The organism is Accumulibacter sp., assembly GCF_029255125.1.
In the GTDB taxonomy this organism is placed as follows: domain Bacteria; phylum Pseudomonadota; class Gammaproteobacteria; order Burkholderiales; family Rhodocyclaceae; genus Accumulibacter.
In genome coordinates this window covers 50,880-68,403 of the sequence record NZ_JAPUVR010000076.1, presented here as the reverse complement: position 1 = coordinate 68,403, position 17,524 = coordinate 50,880, and the positions used below count along the sequence as shown (strand labels likewise).

General features: G+C 63.9%; 15 protein-coding genes and 1 tRNA gene. 13 read left to right on the top strand and 3 right to left on the bottom strand.

What is annotated here, in order from left to right; translation table 11 throughout:
* The first annotated feature begins 72 nt into the window (after nt 1-72).
* From Q1L59_RS04010 to Q1L59_RS03955, 12 genes are all read left to right on the top strand, one after another.
* On the top strand, nt 73-3,246 hold the full coding sequence (locus Q1L59_RS04010) for a FimV/HubP family polar landmark protein (RefSeq protein WP_300328350.1): 3,174 nt from the start codon (nt 73-75) through the stop codon (nt 3,244-3,246).
* A 71-nt stretch (nt 3,247-3,317) separates the two neighbouring features.
* Nucleotides 3,318-4,004, top strand: a complete 687-nt coding sequence (locus Q1L59_RS04005) for a CbiQ family ECF transporter T component (protein ID WP_300328348.1) — start codon at nt 3,318-3,320, stop codon at nt 4,002-4,004.
* 3 nt (nt 4,005-4,007) lie between these two features.
* Nucleotides 4,008-4,829: a tRNA pseudouridine(38-40) synthase TruA gene (gene truA, locus Q1L59_RS04000; RefSeq protein ID WP_300328345.1), complete on the top strand. Its 822-nt coding sequence runs from the start codon at nt 4,008-4,010 to the stop codon at nt 4,827-4,829.
* Nucleotides 4,826-5,455 (top strand): phosphoribosylanthranilate isomerase, encoded by a 630-nt coding sequence (locus tag Q1L59_RS03995; RefSeq protein ID WP_300328343.1) that lies wholly within the window; start codon nt 4,826-4,828, stop codon nt 5,453-5,455. The genes truA and Q1L59_RS03995 overlap by 4 nt, the downstream gene beginning before the upstream one ends.
* A gap of 122 nt (nt 5,456-5,577) precedes the next feature.
* Nucleotides 5,578-6,783: a tryptophan synthase subunit beta gene (gene trpB, locus Q1L59_RS03990; protein WP_300328506.1), complete on the top strand. Its 1,206-nt coding sequence runs from the start codon at nt 5,578-5,580 to the stop codon at nt 6,781-6,783.
* Between the two features lie 2 nt (nt 6,784-6,785).
* Complete coding sequence (gene trpA / locus Q1L59_RS03985; protein ID WP_300328341.1) at nt 6,786-7,610, top strand: tryptophan synthase subunit alpha; 825 nt, start codon at nt 6,786-6,788, stop codon at nt 7,608-7,610.
* Entirely contained in the window at nt 7,607-8,479 is an 873-nt protein-coding gene (accD, locus tag Q1L59_RS03980; protein WP_300328338.1) for an acetyl-CoA carboxylase, carboxyltransferase subunit beta, read from the top strand. The genes trpA and accD overlap by 4 nt, the downstream gene beginning before the upstream one ends.
* Nucleotides 8,480-8,636: 157 nt before the next feature.
* Nucleotides 8,637-9,968 (top strand): bifunctional tetrahydrofolate synthase/dihydrofolate synthase, encoded by a 1,332-nt coding sequence (gene folC / locus Q1L59_RS03975; RefSeq protein ID WP_300328335.1) that lies wholly within the window; start codon nt 8,637-8,639, stop codon nt 9,966-9,968.
* 54 nt (nt 9,969-10,022) lie between these two features.
* Nucleotides 10,023-10,835, top strand: a complete 813-nt coding sequence (locus Q1L59_RS03970; RefSeq protein WP_300328333.1) for an SPOR domain-containing protein — start codon at nt 10,023-10,025, stop codon at nt 10,833-10,835.
* Entirely contained in the window at nt 10,832-11,320 is a 489-nt protein-coding gene (locus Q1L59_RS03965; RefSeq protein ID WP_300328331.1) for a CvpA family protein, read from the top strand. The genes Q1L59_RS03970 and Q1L59_RS03965 overlap by 4 nt, the downstream gene beginning before the upstream one ends.
* A gap of 9 nt (nt 11,321-11,329) precedes the next feature.
* On the top strand, nt 11,330-12,856 hold the full coding sequence (purF, locus tag Q1L59_RS03960; RefSeq protein ID WP_300328329.1) for an amidophosphoribosyltransferase: 1,527 nt from the start codon (nt 11,330-11,332) through the stop codon (nt 12,854-12,856).
* Between the two features lie 5 nt (nt 12,857-12,861).
* Nucleotides 12,862-14,046: an O-succinylhomoserine sulfhydrylase gene (locus tag Q1L59_RS03955; protein WP_300328326.1), complete on the top strand. Its 1,185-nt coding sequence runs from the start codon at nt 12,862-12,864 to the stop codon at nt 14,044-14,046.
* Here the strand turns inward: Q1L59_RS03955 and Q1L59_RS03950 are convergent.
* A complete protein-coding gene (locus Q1L59_RS03950) occupies nt 14,043-14,342 on the bottom strand; it encodes a hypothetical protein (protein ID WP_300328323.1) in 300 nt (99 codons plus the stop codon). The two genes, Q1L59_RS03955 and Q1L59_RS03950, sit on opposite strands and share 4 nt — an antisense overlap.
* 23 nt (nt 14,343-14,365) lie before the next feature.
* Nucleotides 14,366-14,439 (bottom strand) — tRNA-Thr (locus tag Q1L59_RS03945).
* Nucleotides 14,440-14,595: 156 nt separating this feature from the next.
* Here Q1L59_RS03945 and Q1L59_RS03940 point away from each other — a divergent pair.
* Nucleotides 14,596-16,389 (top strand): diguanylate cyclase, encoded by a 1,794-nt coding sequence (locus Q1L59_RS03940; protein ID WP_300328320.1) that lies wholly within the window; start codon nt 14,596-14,598, stop codon nt 16,387-16,389.
* A 90-nt stretch (nt 16,390-16,479) separates the two neighbouring features.
* Here Q1L59_RS03940 and Q1L59_RS03935 read toward each other — a convergent pair whose 3' ends face one another.
* On the bottom strand, nt 16,480-17,301 hold the full coding sequence (locus Q1L59_RS03935) for a tRNA threonylcarbamoyladenosine dehydratase (RefSeq protein WP_300328317.1): 822 nt from the start codon (nt 17,299-17,301) through the stop codon (nt 16,480-16,482).
* Between the last annotated feature and the right edge of the window lie 223 nt (nt 17,302-17,524).

Genomic DNA, 17,524 nt, shown 5'->3' with positions numbered 1-17,524 from the left:
AAAGTATGGCTTGCACGGCTAACTTCATGATGTTATTTTAAGAATCCCGATTTCGACGCTCAGGGTGGCGGCGTGGCCAAGAACAAACATTACACACCAAGGGCTTTCAGACTAAGGACTTCGGCCTGGGTAGTCGCTTCGTCTCTGGCTCTCGCCGCTTTTCCGCAACTGAGCGGCGCTGCCGGCCTGGGCAAGGTGACAGTCCTGTCCGCCCTGGGTCAGCCTCTGCGAGCCGAAGTTGAGGTCTTCGCCACGCGCGAGGAACTTGCCGGAATGAAAGCGCAGCTTGCTGCGGCGGACGCTTTCAAGCAGGCAGGCGTTGACTACGCTCCGGCTCTGCATGGCATCACCTTTTCGTTGATCAGGCGCGCCAATGGGCAACCAGCCATCCGGCTGAGTTCGGAGCGGCCGATCAACGAACCGTTCATGGATCTGCTGCTTGAATTGAACTGGTCGAGTGGCCGCCTGATCCGCGAGTACACCTTCCTGCTTGATCCGCCGGAGTACGCGGCGAGAAATGCCGCTACGGCGGTCAGCAAACCGGTGGCTTTGCCGCCACCGTTCGCCGACGCACCGCTGCGCGCAGAGCGACCACCTGTGCGTATGGCGAGTCCGCGACCACGGCCGAGCGAGCCGCCGGTTCCGGCCTCGGACGGTGCGACGGCGCGCGAGGTGCGCCGCGGTGAAACGCTCGGCCAGATTGCCAACGAATTGCGCCCGGACGGAGTGTCGCTCGACCAGATGCTGGCGGGCCTGTATCGCGCCAACCCCGACGCCTTTGACCGCGGCAACATGAACCGCCTGCAAGCGGGGAGAGTCCTCGCGGTTCCCGACAAGGCTGCGCTGCAAGCAATTCCGCGTGAAGAGGCCAGGCGGACGGTCATCGCGCAATCGGCCGATTGGGCCGGCTACCGGCGCAGACTGGCGACGGCCGCCAGCGAAGCGCCAATCGCAGCCGAGGGCGCGCGGCCGCAGGCGAGCGGGAAAGTCACGACCCGGGTGGAGGATAGGGCAACCAGCGGCCAGGAGCCCAAGGATCAATTGCGCGTGTCGCGGACCGAGGCGGCCAGCAGACTGCCGGCAGCGGCCGGCAAGCGCCCCGACGAGGATCTGATCGCCAAAGAGAAGGCGTTGCGCGAGGCCAACGAACGCTTGGCGAGCCTCGAGCGCAGCGTGGCCGAATTGCAGCGCTTGCTTGAACTGAAGAGCAAGACGCTGGCCGAACTGGAAAGGCAGTCTACCGGCAAGACGGCACCCGCCGCCGAGGCCGGCAAGCCGGCCAGCGCTGCCGCACCCGCAAGCACGGCCGTTGCGCCGCCAGTCGCCACCCCAGCGGCCCCGCCGGCAGCGCCGAGTAGCCGCAGCGAGCCCGCACCGTCGCCCTCGCCATCTGAAGCAACCGCGAGACCGCCGGACAAGCCGGCCGAGGTGAAGCCGGAGACTCCGCCAAGAACTGAAGCGGGCAGCGCGCCGCCGGTCAGCGAAGCGAAACCCGAGGCCGTCCGGCCGGTCGAGCAAGCCAGACCGGTCGAAGCACCAAAGCCGGTCGAAGCGCCCAAGCCAGCCGAAACGCCCAAACCGAAAGCCGTAGTTCCACCGCCGGAAGAACCCGGCTTTCTGGAAGAACTGGTCACCAGCACGCCATTTCTCGCCGGTAGTGGCGGCGTGCTTGCCCTGCTGGCCGCCTATTGGGTGCTCAAGCGGCGGCGCGATGCGGAGAACAGTCGACCATTCGAAGCGAGCAGCACGTTGACCCCGGCGGGAGACAGCCTGATGGTCAACTCGGTCTTCCATAGCACCGGTGGGCAGAGCGTCGATACCTCGCATTCGATGGCGCAAACCGACTTCAGCCAGGCAGGCCCGGGGAGCATTGACACCGATGAAGTCGACCCGGTAGCCGAAGCCGATGTCTACATGGCTTACGGTCGCGACGCACAGGCGGAAGAAATCCTGCTCGAGGCGAAACAGAAGGACCCCGGACGCCACGCCATCCACCTGAAGCTGCTCGAGATCTATCTCGCGCGGAAGGACAGCAAGCCTTTCGATCTGTTGGTCAGCGAGCTATACAAAGCGACGGGTGGAGTCGGGCCGGACTGGGAAAAGGCCGCCGCGATGGGCCTGCAGGTCGATCCGGACAACCCCCTGTTCGCTGGTGCGGTGGCCGATGCCGTGGCGCCAGTGCGGGATTCGGAGACGACGCTGATCGTCCGTCCCGACGCCTTGAAGAGCACGGTCGCCAAGCCGGGACAACTTGCCCAGATGGCGCAGGCCGCGGTCGGCACGGACGCACCTACGCACGTGATGCCACCCCGGCCGGCCGAGGTGGAAACCCGTCTGCAAACCGCTGACCTGGCAGATCTCGACTTCGACTTTGGTACTAGTGATACGACTGGAGCAAGCCCGTCGAGGCCGGCTGGCGGCGACACGCCCGTCGCCGAAAAGACGATCGCCTATCGACCCACCGAACAGCGCGAGGCGCTCGATTTCGATCTGACCGCCTCGTTGCCGAACGCCGCTCTGCTTGCCAACGACGATTTTGATGACGACAGCCGGGCTGTCCCGGTGACCGACGAGATTTATCCGCCCGAGATCACCATGCTGGTGGCCCCGCGGCCTCCGGCCGGAAGCGCCTCAGACGACACAGACCTCGGCTTTCAGTTTGATCTGGCGAGCGAGTCGCCCGAGCTTGCCGTACCGCTCGCGAGCCGCGGAGCCGAGACGGCGATCGGGAAGACATCGCCGCCGCCGCCACTGGCACCGGCACGCGAGATTGAAGAGGTCGTCGACATCGGGTCGGCGGATGACGGGGCGCTCGATTTCGACGTGAAGCTGACCGATTCGACCGTTCTTGGGCACGCCATGCAGGCGCCGTCGGCGGTCGACATGTCATCAATTAGTCTGGAACTGACAGAGGTTGACGTTTTTGGACCGAGTAGCCGACCCGAGAGCGGCGCTCCGACGACAGCGTTCGACATGGAGCAGGAAGACACACTGGTCAACCCAGGGTTTTCTGGAACACAGGAAGATACCCTGGTGAACTCGGATTTCTCGTCCGCGATGGACATGGTTTCCGACCTCGAAATAAGCTCCAACGAAGAGGTGTCCACCAAGATTGAACTCGCCAAGGCATACGAGGAGATGGGCGACCTCGAAGGCGCTCGCGAGCTGTTGCAGGAGGTCCTCAGAGATGGCGATGCGACGCAGCGGACGGCAGCCCAAGCGCTCCTTGCCGGATTGCGCGAGTAGGGTTTGCGGTGCCCTGGATAACGCCGGTCGCGTCAGCTCGCCTGACGCGATCGGCTCTGGCTGATGTTGGCGTGCGGGACGCAGTAGCATCGGAGTCTGGCAAGGGGCAGACGAGCAGCCGCCGACGAGCGAACGGCAAGTGGCCGGTCCTGCATCCAACGACGTTGCTGTTCATCTGGTTCTCGTTCGTTCTTGCCGGGCAGTCGCTTGCCGGCTGGCATATTCTGCTGACCCTTCTGTTATTGGCCGTTTTCGGCGAGAGCGTTCGGCAAGATTGGAAACGCTTGGCGTGGAGCACGCGCTGGCTGATCGTTTCCCTGTTTGTCGTTTTCGCCTGGGGAGAAGCTGGCGAGCCCGCCTGGCAAGGCGCACTGGCGCCTACCCGAGAAGGGCTGGCGACGGCAATGACGCATGTCGCTCGTCTGCTGCTGGTGCTGATGGCAGTTGCCGTTCTGCGTCGCTGGATGCCTTTGCCCGACTTGCTAAGGGGTCTGCACCGCTTGCTGCAGCCGTTTCGCCGCTGCCGTGTCGATAGCGATCGTTTCCTCGTGCGCCTGCTCCTCGTGCTGCGCCAGGTTGATCAGCTGCCCGCAAATTTGCGTGATTGGCGGAGCCTGCTTGCGCAGCAAGAACGTGTCGGGGGACATGCCGGGGGCGAGGTGATCGAACTGGCAGACTCGCCGCTGTCCTGCCTTGACTATCTGGCCATCCTGCTGGCATGTGGTTTGCTGGCGGCTCTTTGCCTGCAGCGGATTTAGCGCGTGCGGATCGCTCTCGCGCTCGAGTACGATGGTAGCCGTTTCTGCGGATGGCAGCAGCAGCCGACCGGGAATAGTGTACAAGATGCCCTGCAGGGAGCGCTCAGACAGTTTTCCGGGGCCGAGCTAAAGGTTTTTTGCGCCGGTCGGACCGACGCCGGAGTGCACGCGCTGGGCCAGGTCGTTCATTTCGATACCACGCTAGACCGCTCGCTGTACGCCTGGGTGCGCGGGAGCAATACCTTTCTACCGACGAGCGTTGCCGTTCGCTGGGCGCATGCCGTTGAAGCGGATTTTCATGCGCGCGCTTCGGCGCTTGCCCGACACTACCGCTATCTCCTGCTCAATCGTGCGCATCGGCCTGGCGTCTGGCACGGCCGGCTAGGCTGGTATCACCACCCTCTGGACGTGCACGCGATGCAGGCGGCCGCCGGTTTGCTCCTTGGCGAACACGACTTCTCAGCTTTTCGCGCCGCCGAGTGCCAGGCCGTGTCGCCGGTGAAGTTCATGTACCAGGCGCGCGTCGAGAGAAACGGCGATCTGCTCGTCTTCGATTTCATTGCCTCGGCTTTTCTCCACCATATGGTGCGCAATCTGGTCGGCAGTCTGGTGCATGTCGGCCAGGGCAAGCAAGCACCCGACTGGATCAGCAGCCTGCTGGCCAGCCGCGACCGCCGCTTGGCTGCGCCAACCTTTACGGCCGATGGGCTTTATCTCGTGGCCGTCCACTATCCGGCGCGTTGGGGCCTGCCGGTGGCCGACGATATTCCGCTGCTGCCTCTTGCGGTGAACGCGCGCGCCATCACCGATCCGTTTGAAAGATGAAGACGCGAATCAAGATCTGTGGTCTGACGCGTGCCAGTGATCTGCAGGAGGCCGTCGACGCGGGCGTCGATGCATTGGGCCTGGTCTTTTACCCGCCTAGCCCGCGTTACGTCGATCTGGCGACGGCGGCGTCCCTGGCCAGTCGCGTGCCGCCGCTGGTGACGATCGTTGGACTATTCGTCAATGCCGACCCGCCTCAGGTGCGCGCGACGCTCGCCGCAGTCCCTATCCATTTGCTGCAAATGCACGGCGACGAGGATGAAGCGTATTGCCGACAGTTCGATCGCCCCTACGTCAAGGCGGCGCGCGTGCGGGCGGGCATGGATTTGCTACAATACGCGGCGGGCTTTCCCTCGGCGCAGGCGCTTCTTCTCGATGCCTTCATGGAGGGTTACGGCGGCGGCGGCAAGGTCTTCGACTGGTCTCTGGTGCCGCCGACGCTGGGCAAGCCGCTGATTCTCTCCGGGGGACTGGATGCCGGCAATGTCGGCGACGCCGTGCGCCGCCTCAAGCCGGCGGCCGTCGACGTTTCCTCTGGCGTCGAGGCCGACAAGGGAATCAAGGATGCGAAGAAGATCCGCGCTTTCGTCAAGGCCGTGCGGGCAGCCGACCAACGCGGCGAGTAGGCGGCCTGCGCTACCCGTCGGAACGGCCGGGCCGGCGCTCGGGCAGTCCATCGCCGCTCAGTGTTCAGTCGACGGCGGGCCGCACGGGCGTTAGCTCGTGGCCCCCGGCAAGGAGTTTGTGGATAGTGGTTTCCGAGTACGATCTACCTGATGCAAAAGGCCATTTCGGCCACTACGGAGGTGTCTTCGTGGCCGAAACCCTGATTCCGGCGCTCGAAGATCTGCGCGAGGCCTATGCGGCCGCCATGCACGATGCGCAGTTCATGGCCGAGTTTGAAAGCGACCTGAGGCACTACGTCGGCCGGCCCAGCCCGCTGTATCACGCTCGGCGTTGGTCGGACGCGCTCGCTGGCGGGCAGATTTTCCTGAAGCGCGAAGACCTGAACCACACCGGCGCACACAAGATAAACAACTGCATCGGGCAGGCGCTGCTGGCCCGCCGCATGCGCAAGCGGCGCGTCATTGCCGAGACCGGTGCCGGCCAGCACGGTGTTGCGACGGCGACAGTCGCCGCGCGCTACGGCATGCAGTGCGTCGTTTACATGGGGTCGGAGGACATGCGGCGGCAAGCCGCCAACGTATACCGCATGAAGTTGCTGGGCGCCGATGTGGTTCCGGTGAACAGCGGTTCACAGACGCTCAAGGATGCCTTGAATGAGGCGATGCGCGACTGGGTGACGAACGTTTCCGATACGTTCTACATCATTGGCACGGTTGCCGGCCCGCACCCCTATCCGATGATGGTGCGCGACTTTCAATCGGTGATCGGGCGCGAATCGATCGCCCAGATGCAGGAGCAATGCGGCCGCCAGCCGAGCGCAGTGATTGCCTGCGTCGGCGGCGGATCGAACGCGATGGGCATCTTCCACCCGTACATCCCGGTGGCCGGCGTTCGCCTGATCGGCGTCGAGGCGGCCGGTGACGGCATGTCCACTGGGCGCCACGCGGCTTCGCTGACGGCCGGCCGGCCCGGAGTGCTGCATGGCAACCGCACCTACCTCCTGCAGGACGAAAATGGCCAGATCATCGCGACCCACTCGATCTCGGCCGGGCTCGACTATCCGGGCGTTGGCCCCGAACACGCGTGGCTGAAAGATAGCGGCCGGGCAGAGTACGTCACGATCAGCGACGCCGAGGCGCTGCAGGCCTTTCACGATCTCTGCCACATGGAGGGAATCATCCCTGCGCTCGAATCGAGTCACGCGCTGGCTTACGCGGCCCGGCTCGCGCCGACGCTGGCCAAGGACGACATTCTTCTAGTCAACCTGTCCGGGCGTGGTGACAAGGACATGCATACCGTGGCCGAGAAATCGGCGATTACCTTCTGACCATGGCGCGAATTGAAACTGCATTTGCCCGCCTGCGCGAGCAGGGGCGCAAGGCACTGATCCCCTTCATCACCGCCGGCGATCCTGCACCAGCGTTGACGGTTCCCTTGCTGCATACGCTGGTGAGCGCTGGCGCCGACCTCATTGAAGTGGGCGTTCCCTTTTCCGACCCGATGGCCGATGGGCCGACGATTCAGCGCGCCTCGGAGCGCGCGCTGGCGAACGGCGTCAGCCTGCGCCAGGTGCTGGCGATGGTGCGCGCCTTCCGGGCGGATGACCAGACGACCCCGCTCGTCCTGATGGGCTATGCCAACCCGATCGAAGCGATGGGGGCCGAGGCCTTTGCCGAAGCAGCCGCATCGGCCGGTGTGGATGGCGTTCTGGTCGTTGACTACCCGCCTGAAGAAAGCGCCGATTTTGCCGCGATCCTCGGCCGTCATGCACTGGCGCCGATTTTCCTGCTGGCACCCACCTCGAATCCTGCGCGCATCGCTGAGGTTGGCAAACTGGCTCGCGGCTACATCTATTATGTTTCGCTGAAGGGGGTAACCGGCTCCAGCGCGCTCGACATCGCTGCCGTCGCCGCGCGCGTTCCGGATATCCGCGCGCGCACTGGCGTCCCCATCGGCGTCGGTTTTGGCATCCGCGACGCCGCGACCGCCGCAGCGGTCGCGGCGGTGGCCGACGCAGTGGTCGTCGGCAGTCGGATCATCGAAGAAATCGAGCGCTCGGCACCGGAGCAGGCCTGCCAGCGCGTTGCTGCATTGGTCGCCGACCTCCGCCGCGGAATCGACGGCGTGGCGTCCGACTCACGAGGAAGACCATGAGCTGGTTGAACAAGCTGTTGCCGCCCAAGATCAAACGCAACGAGCCCGGCGTCGAGCGGCGATCGGCCCTGCCAGAGGGACTCTGGAGCAAGTGCCCAGGCTGTGACGCTGTGCTCTACGCGAGCGATCTGGCCAAGAACTGTAATGTCTGCCCGAAATGCGGTTACCACAACCGGCTTGATGCGCGCGCACGGATCGACCTGCTCCTCGACGCCGAGGGCCGTTCGGAGATCGGCTCTGAAGTGTTGCCGGTCGATTCGCTGCTGTTCAAGGACAGCCGCCCCTATCCCGAGCGCCTGCGTGACGCCAGCGCGGCGACCGGCGAAAGCGATGCGCTGGTCGTCGTGCGCGGTTCGATCCGGACCTTCCCCGTCGTGCTTGCCGCTTTCGAGTTCGATTTCATGGGCGGCTCGATGGGGTCAGTGCTGGGCGAACGTTTCGTGCGCGGCGTACAGGCGGCGATCGACCAACGGCTGGCGTTCATCTGCGTCAGCGCTTCCGGTGGTGCGCGCATGCAGGAAGGCCTGTTTTCGCTGATGCAGATGGCGAAAACGACGGCTACCCTGACGCGTCTTGGGCAGGCCCGCTTGCCTTTCATTTCGATCCTTACCGATCCGACGATGGGCGGTGTTTCGGCATCCTTCGCTTTCATCGGCGACATCGTGATTGCCGAGCCGGGCGCGCTGATCGGTTTTGCCGGCCCGCGAGTGATCGAACAGACCGTACGTGAAACGCTGCCCGAGGGCTTCCAGCGCTCCGAATTCCTGCTCGACAAAGGCGCCATCGACCTCATCGTCGACCGTCGAGAAATGCGCGAACGTCTCGCCGGCCTGCTCGCGATGTTGCAGAAGAGGCCGGCTACAGCGTGAGCAGCGAACCGCCGTACGGCGGTGCAGCGCGCTGGGCTTGGCGTGCTGTTGCCCAGCGCAGCGAAGCCGTTCGTCGCTCGCGCGATGAAGCTCAGCCATCGACAGCGCCGCGCGGCAGCCGACCTTGCGCGTGCGTTGGATTGCGCGGGCCTGACGCGTGACCGCTGCCAGCAGCGCTGCGGGCGGAGAGGCGGCCACTCCTGCCGCCGATTCTCCTCTGGCACTCTGGCTGGCCCACCTCGAGGCCTTGCACCCCAAGGGTCAGAGCGGGATCGAACTCGGCCTGGAACGCGTCGTTCGGGTCAAACAGATTCTCGGGCAAGACGTGTCGTGCCCACTGATCACCGTCGGCGGAACGAACGGCAAAGGGTCCACCTGCGCCTATCTGGAAGCCATCTACAGCTTCGCTGGCTACCGCGTCGGCTGCTACACGTCGCCCCACCTGATCGATTTCAACGAGCGCACACGCATCGATCGCCAGGCGGTGGACGACGCCACCCTGGCCCGCGCATTTGCCTGTGTCGAAAGCGCCCGCCAGGCCGCCGGCGCAACTTTGCTGACCTACTTCGAATTCGCGACGCTGGCCGCCGTCGAAGTATTCCGCGCCTGCCAGGCAGAAGTGGTCATCCTCGAAGTCGGGCTCGGCGGCCGACTCGATGCGGTGAATGCCTACGATGCGGACTGTGCGATCGTTACCAGTATCGCGCTGGATCATACCGAATGGCTGGGTAATACCCGCGCGGCAATCGGCGTCGAGAAAGCCGGCATCTTTCGACCTGGTCGACCGGCGCTGTGCGCCGACCCCGAGCCACCGGCGTCGCTGGTCGAGCATGCGCTGGCGATCGGGGCCGATCTGCACCTGCTCGGGCGTGACTTCGGCTACTTCGGCGACCGCACCCAGTGGACCTTCTGGGGTCGCGACGGACTACGTCGCGGTGGCCTGGCGAACCCGGCGCTGCGTGGCCGCTGCCAGCTGCGCAATGCCAGCGTCGCGCTCGCCGCCGGCGAATTGTTGCGCGCCCGCCTGCCCTTGTCGATGCAGGCTGTCCGGCGCGGTTTGATCGAGCTGCAGCTTCCTGGTCGCTTTCAGGTTCTGCCGGGAAGGCCGACGATCGTTCTGGATGTGGCGCACAATCCGCAAGCGGTGGGCGAACTGGCAAGCAATCTTGCCGACCTGGGCTATTGCGCGCGAACCTTCGCGGTGGTCGGCATGTTGGCCGACAAGGATATTGCCGCTTCGCTGGCGCCCCTGGCGGGCAAGGTAGACCAGTGGATGCTGACCGACCTGGCTGGCCCGCGAGCGGCGACGGCAGCGCATCTGGCTAGCTTCGTCGGTGCCGGGCTGGGCGGCGCTTACCGGTGCTTTGCTTCGCCCGGCGCAGCGTTCGACTGCGCCGCCAAGATGGCCAAGGAAGATGATAGAATCGTCGTCTTCGGATCTTTCCAAACGGTCGCAGCCGTCATGCAGGCATTGAACCTTGGTCGCTGACTACAGCGACGCCAGTACGCGACGCCGGTACGCCAGTGCATATCCACGCTATCGATGACTGAAACCAGTGACCCCCAACTGCAACTGAAAAAGCGGGCACGTCGCCGTCTGGTTGGAGCGGTTGCTTTCGCGGGACTGGCCGCCGTCGTATTGCCGATGGTCATGGACGAGGAACCGAAGCCGCTGGTACAGAACGTTCAGATTCGCATACCGGGACAGGATCAACTGCCGTTCAAACCAGGCGCAGCGGCGCCGGGCTCGCCGGCCAAGGCAACCGGCGTTGAGCAGCCTGCCGTTTCGGCGGTGCCCGGCGACGCGGTCGATGCGGCCGGCGTCAAAGCTGGTGCCGTGAGCTCGCCAAGCGGCCGGCGGGGCGATGCCGAGAACAGCGCGCCAACCCCGAAAGCAGCCGACAAGACTCCAGAAACCAGGAAGGCGACTTCGCCGGTGCTTCCGTCGGCGACCAAGCAGACCGTCCGCCCGGCGCAAAAACCGGCCGACAAGACCACCGCGCAGAAAGCAGCCAAGCCTGCCGCCAAACCGGCGGCTGACGACAAGCGTTCAAGCCAGGAACAGCAGCGTGCGAAGGCGATCCTGAGCGGAAAGACGGGCGAGGCGAAGGCGAGCAAACCGCGCACGCAGCACTTCATACAGCTTGGCGCCTTCACCGAAGCCGAAAAGGCCAAGCAGTTGCAGGGGAAGGTCGGCGGCGCTGGTGTCGACACCTACACCGAGTCGTACAATGCGCCGGATGGATCGCGGACGCGCGTACGCGCTGGTCCATTTCCCAACCGTGAAGCTGCCGACAAGGCGCTCGAGAAGCTCAAGCAGCTTGGCGTTAGTGGAGCCGTTGTCGGCAAGCAATGACGGTCTTCGATTACGTTGTGGTTTTCGTCGTTGCCGCATCACTGATGCTCGGCTTGTGGCGAGGCGTGGTGGGTGAAGTCATCGCCTTGACCGCCTGGATAGGCGCTTTCCTGGCCGCCAAGTGGTGGGGGCCAGCGGTCGGCGAAGGATTTGCCACGATCGCCGAGCCGTCGCTGCGCGTGCTCGCCGGCTGGCTGACGGTTTTTGTTGGCGTGCTGGTCGTCATGGCCTTGCTCCGTCTGGCGGTTCAAGGCATGCTCAAGGCGCTCCGTCTGACCCTGACCGATCGCCTTCTGGGCGTCATTTTCGGCGTTGCGCGAGGTCTGGCGATTGTCCTGGTGCTCGTCGCACTCGGCGGCATGACTTCCTTGCCGCGTGAGAAGTGGTGGAGCGAAGCCTATCTCTCGCCACCCTTGCAAACGGCTGTGCTCGCCAGCAAGCCATGGTTGCCGGCAGAGGTGGCCAAACGAATCAGGTTCGGGTAGGGAAAGACGATGTGCGGGATTCTTGGAGTTGTTGCGACCACACCAGTCAACCAGTTGCTCTACGATGGTCTGATGGTCCTGCAGCACCGCGGACAGGACGCGGCGGGAATCGCCACGACCGAAGACGATACGTTCCACATGCATAAAGGCTCAGGCCTGGTGCGCGACGTCTTTCGCACGCGCAACATGCGCGCGCTACCGGGCAACATGGGAATCGCCCACTGCCGCTATCCGACCGCTGGCTCAGCCTTCGATTCCGCCCTCTCGCAGCCGTTCTACGTCAACTCGCCGTTCGGCATCGTCCTCGGACACAACGGCAACCTGACCAATACGCAGCAACTGAAGGAGGAGATGTTCCGCCAGGATCTGCGGCACATCAATACGACCTCGGACTCGGAAGTGCTGCTCAACGCGCTGGCGCATGAACTGCAAGCGACGGCCAAGGGGTGTCGGCTCGACCTGGATACCATCTTTGCCGCTGTCAGCGGCGTCCATCGGCGCTGTCGGGGGGCTTACGCCGTCGTTGCGATGATCGCCGGCTACGGCATGCTGGCCTTTCGTGACCCGCACGGAATTCGTCCGCTCGTCTTCGGCTTCAACGAGACGCGTGAGGGAACCGAGTACCTCTTTGCTTCGGAAAGCGTCGCGCTCGACACGCTCAACTTTCAGGTTCTGCGCGATGTCGAGCCCGGCGAAGCGATCTTCGTCGATCTCGAGCATCGGCTGCACCAGCGTCAATGTGCGCCGAACGCGTCGCTGTCACCGTGCATCTTCGAGTTCGTTTACCTCGCGCGTCCAGATTCGGTGATCGATGGTGTATCGGTTTACGAAGCACGCCTGCGGATGGGCGAACATCTGGCCGACAAGCTGGTCCAGTACATTCCGGTCGACCAGATCGACGTGGTGATTCCGATACCGGATTCGAGCCGCCCGTCGGCCATGCAGTTGGCGCAGCGAATCGGCGTTCCCTACCGCGAAGGCTTCGTCAAGAATCGCTATATCGGCCGGACGTTCATCATGCCGGGTCAGGCGACGCGGCGCCGGTCGGTTCGCCAGAAGCTGAACACCGTCGCCCAGGAATTCAAGGGCAAGCGCGTCCTGCTCGTCGACGATTCGATCGTGCGCGGCACGACGAGTCGTGAGATCGTCGAAATGGCACGCGCGGCCGGTGCGCTCAAGGTCTACTTTGCCTCGGCTTCACCGCCTGTGCGTTATCCCAATGTCTATGGCATCGACATGCCGACGCGCGCCGAACTGATTGCCACCGGTCGCACGGGCGAAGAGATTGCTCGCGAAATTGGCGCCGACGCACTCGTCTATCAGGATCTGCAAGCGCTCGAAGCCTCGATCCGCGACCTGAAGCCGACGCTATCGCGCTTCGACACCTCGTGCTTCAACGGATCCTATGTTACCGGTGACGTCAGCCCCGAGTATCTGACGGCCATCGAACAGGCACGTGAAGGCCACCACCATTTGAGCAAGGACGAGCGCTGGACCTCGAAGCAGCTTCAGCTCAATCTCCTGTCGGTCGGCTGACCCCGATGCGCAAGACTGAGGCCCCGCTTTCGCTCGAAACGCTGGCCGTGCGCGCCGGTCAGGAACGCAGCCAGTTCAACGAGCACAGCGAAGCCTTGTATCTGACTTCGAGCTTCGTCTTTGACAACGCTGCGCAAGCCGCCGCCCGCTTTTCCGGCGAAGAGGAAGGGAATGTCTACTCGCGCTTCACCAATCCGACCGTAAAGACCTTCCAGGATCGCTTGGCGACGCTCGAAGGCGCCGAAGATTGCGTTGCCACCGCATCCGGGATGTCGTCCATTCTCGCCCTGCTGATGGCCTTGTGCAGCGCTGGCGATCATCTGGTTGCGTCGACCGGACTATTCGGTGCGACACAACAGTTGCTCGGAACGATCATGCCACGCTTCGGCCTGCAGACAAGCTTTGTCGGCCAGACCGATCTTGATGCCTGGCAAGCGGCAATCCGACCGCAAACCAAACTGTTCTTCCTCGAGACACCGTCAAATCCGCTCACCGAGGTGGCCGACATTTCCGCCCTGGCGGCGATTGCCCAGCGACACAACATCCTGCTCGCGGTCGACAACTGCTTCTGCACGCCGATCCTGCAGCGGCCGCTCGACCTGGGCGCTGATCTGGTCGTGCACTCGGCAACCAAGTACCTCGACGGACAAGGGCGAGTTCTCGGTGGCGCGGTCGTCGGGCCACGCAGGCTGACCGAGGAGGTCTTCCGCTTCCTGCGCACGGCAGGTCCGACGCTCTCCGCGTTTAATGCGTGGATCTTGCTGAAGGGACTCGAGACGCTTCAGATACGGATGTTGGCGCAGTCAGCCAAGGCGCTTGAGTTGGCCCAATGGCTCGAGACGCATCCGCGCGTCGCGCGCGTCTACTACCCCGGTCTGCCCTCGCATGGACAATTCGATCTCGTCCGGCGGCAGCAGAAAGGAGGCGGCGCGATTGTCTCCTTTACCGTCAAGGGTGCGCGCGCCGAAGCCTGGAAAGTGATCGACAGCTGTCGACTGCTGTCGATTACCGCCAACCTGGGTGACACCAAGACCACGCTAACGCACCCGGCATCGACCACGCACGGGCGTCTGACGCCTGAGCAGCGCGCCGCCGCCGGAATCGGTGACGACTTGCTGCGCATTGCCGTCGGTCTCGAAGCCGTCGCCGACTTGCAGAACGACCTCGAGCGCGGCCTCACCGCAGCCTAGCGGTCTACGCCTTTCGGTTCGCGCCGACGCGGGCGCGCCAGATCCTCGCGCTCGGCAGCGGCTTTCCTGAGGGCTTCCTTGGCCGCGCTCGGCATCATGAAGTAGGTCATCAGGCTGGCGCACAGGCAAACCAGCCAGAACAGGAAGAAACCGGTCGAGTAGGTCGCGATCGGCGGCCACTCGACAAGTTGGCCGAACAGGTACAGTTGTCGAGGATCGATCAGCGTGAAGAACAGGCCTTCGGCCACGCCGGCAGCGATGAACGCCGGCCAGAGTATCCAGATGACGTGCTGCATAGGCTCCAACCGAGTGTTTTGGGTGGTGCCTCCGGTCGGAATCGAACCAACACCAGATGATTACAAATCAACTGCACGACCTTCATGCTACGGAGGCGAACTGAAGCAAGCGGCCGATTATAGCGGAAGTCGACGCCTGCCGCGCCTGGCTGGATTATCCGCTGCGCGACCACACTGTAAAAAGGCCATTCGCAGAGCCGGATCGCCTTGTTCCACTGGTAGAATTCGTCCATCAAGCGATCACGGAAGACCCATGGCGAACCTGTCGAATCCCTCTGAAATTGCCCGCGAAGCCTTGCGCCTGCTCGCGGTGCGCCGCTTGGCGCCGTCCCCGGAAAACTACCGGGCCCTGTATCACGAGATTGCCGGTACGGCCAGCGACGCAGGCGAACCATTTCCAGAGCGGGAACTCAGAGCGCTGCTCGCCGCTTTGCCTCGGCAAACAGTCGTCCAGCAAAGGCTGGCCAGGAGCTTCGAGAGCGCTTTCAAGGCCAGGAACTGGCCGGAATTGCGTGCCGGCTTGGCCGACCTGGTGCTGCAGCTCGGCAAGGAAAGCGATCTGCCATGGAGTGAGGTGCTCGCCGACTTCGTCCGCCAATGGGACGCCAAGCAGACGGGTCTCACCGTCGCGCGCAAACGTGAGGCGCTCGAGCGCGTCCTGGCGAGCGGTGCGGGCGGCAATAACGAAGTCTTCTTCACTCGCTTGCAAGGACTGGTCAGGTCGTGGGCATCGAGCGAGCCGGGGAGCGAGGAAATTCCGCTGGTCGCTGGCGCAACTCCGCTCGGCCTGGCGGTTGAAGCCGCAGCTGGTGCTGCCGTGCCGTCTTCCGAGGCGACCGGAGTAGCCGCTGCCACCGACGAACTGCGCGACCTGTTCGTCCATACGTTGGCAGTGATCATTCCGACGGTGTTGGCGGATGAGCCCGAACTGCTCGCCGATACCCGGATGTTGGCTGACAGCGCGCGCACGGCCAACTCGCCGGCGGCGGTGCAAGGACTGCAGACCCGACTACAGAACTTCGCTTTTCGCCTGGAACTCCTGACCGAGGACCGCGGCGAGGTGCATGCCGGTCTGCTCAACCTGTTGCGTCTGCTGATCGAGAATGTTGGCGAACTGGTTGTCGAGGACCACTGGTTGAAAGGTCAAATCGACATCGTGCGCGACATCGTTGCCCGGCCGCTGAGCATACGCTCGCTGAGCGACGCCGAGAGCCGTTTGAAGGAGGTCATATTCAAGCAGAGTCAGCTCAAGCACAGCCTTAACGAGGCCAAGGAATCGCTCAAGCAGATGTTGGCCGGTTTCGTCGACCACTTGGCCGAGTTCGCCGATTCGACCTCGGAGTATCACGACAAGATCGAAGTCTGTGCTGAACGGATCAGTCAAGCGGAAGACATCGGGCAACTCGAAGACGTTCTTGCCGAAGTGATTCGCGAAACGCAGATCATTCAGCTCAATGCGCAGCGCTCGCGCGACGAGTTGCGCGCCGCGCGCCGACGCGTCGAGGAAGCCGACCAACGTATCAGCCAGTTGCAGGCCGAACTCGACAAAGCGAGTACGCTGGTTCGCCACGACCAGTTGACCGGCGTGCTCAATCGACGTGGACTCGAAGAAGCCTTCAACAAGGAAGTCGCGCGTTCCCGGCGCCGTCACGCGACGATGTGCGTCGCGCTGCTCGACATCGACAACTTCAAGAAGCTCAACGACTCGCTCGGTCACCAGGCGGGCGATCAAGCTTTGATCCACTTGAGTACGGTGATTCGCGAAACGCTGAGACCACACGATACGGTAGCGCGCTATGGCGGCGAGGAGTTCATCATCCTGCTGCCGGAGACACCGATAGACGACGCGCAGACCGCGCTCGTTCGTCTGCAGCGCGAACTGACCCGGCGCATTTTCCTGCACGACAACACGCGGCAACTGATCACCTTCAGCGCCGGAGTCAGCGAGCTGCGTCCTGATGACACGCTGGCAATGGTCACCAAGCGGGCCGATGACGCCATGTACGCCGCCAAACAGGCTGGCAAGAACCGCGTATTGATCGCCTGAAGAAGAAACCCTTGTAACGGCGGTGCTCGGTGCTCGGCGCTCGGCGCTCGCGACAGCCGGCGCCGAAGTCGCGGCATGCAGCCGCCCGTCTCAGCCGCTTGCTGTGCCTCGACTCGCCAGATGTCTGAGCACCTCACCTGCAGCGATGAAGCCAAAGGTCGCGGTCACGCAGACCGTCGAGCCGAAGCCGGCGCAGCTCAGTCCACCGGCGACCGGGCGCCCGCCGCAAGCACCTTCGACGAACGGCGGGCGGACGGCTTCGCTCGAAAAGACGGCGGGGATACCAAACTTCCGCCCCGGCTCGCGTGGAAAGCCGTGTTCTCGGCGCAAGCGCGCGCGCACCTTGGCGAGTAGCGGGTCCTGTATCGTCCGTGCCAAGTCAGTGATCGCGATGCGTGCTGGATCGAGCTGTCCGCCGGCGCTGCCGGCGCTGATCAGGGGAACCGCCCGCAGCTTCGCCCAGGCGATCATTGCCGCCTTCGTCCGCACCTGGTCAGTCGCGTCGATCACGTAGTCGCTGCTTGCGCAGAGCAACTGCGTGACATTCTCGGGCGTGATGAAGTCCTCGATCTCGTGCACTTCACAGGCCGGATTGATCAGGCCGATACGCTGCGCCATGGCACTGACCTTGGCTCGGCCGAACTCACCGTCAAGCGCGTGCACCTGCCGGTTGACGTTCGATTCGGCGATCATGTCGAGGTCGATCAGCGTGAGTTGGCCCACCGCCGAGCGCGCCAGCGCCTCGACCGCCCAGGAACCGACTCCGCCGATGCCGACGATGGTGACGTGCGACTGGCGAAACGCGGCCAGCGCCGATGCGCCGTACAGACGCGCCACGCCAGCAAAGCGACGCGCCCAGTCCGTCTCAGCCGCGAAGTCCGCGTTGTCGTCGCCAATTGCTGTGTGCTCCATGCCGCATCTCCGCTTGAACATCGACGGGAGTCTAACCGAAAGCGGGCTGGCCCGGCTGTCGGCGGGTCTCCGTCTTCTCCCTCTGCCTGACATTTCTGCAGGTGGCGCCGACGGATCGCCGGAAAAGCACCAAAAGAGCCAACGAAAGGCCAACAAGCCATTGAAGCGCCGGACATCTTGGCGCTATCATCACGTATGCCGTCAAGCACGGCGATGGCTTCAG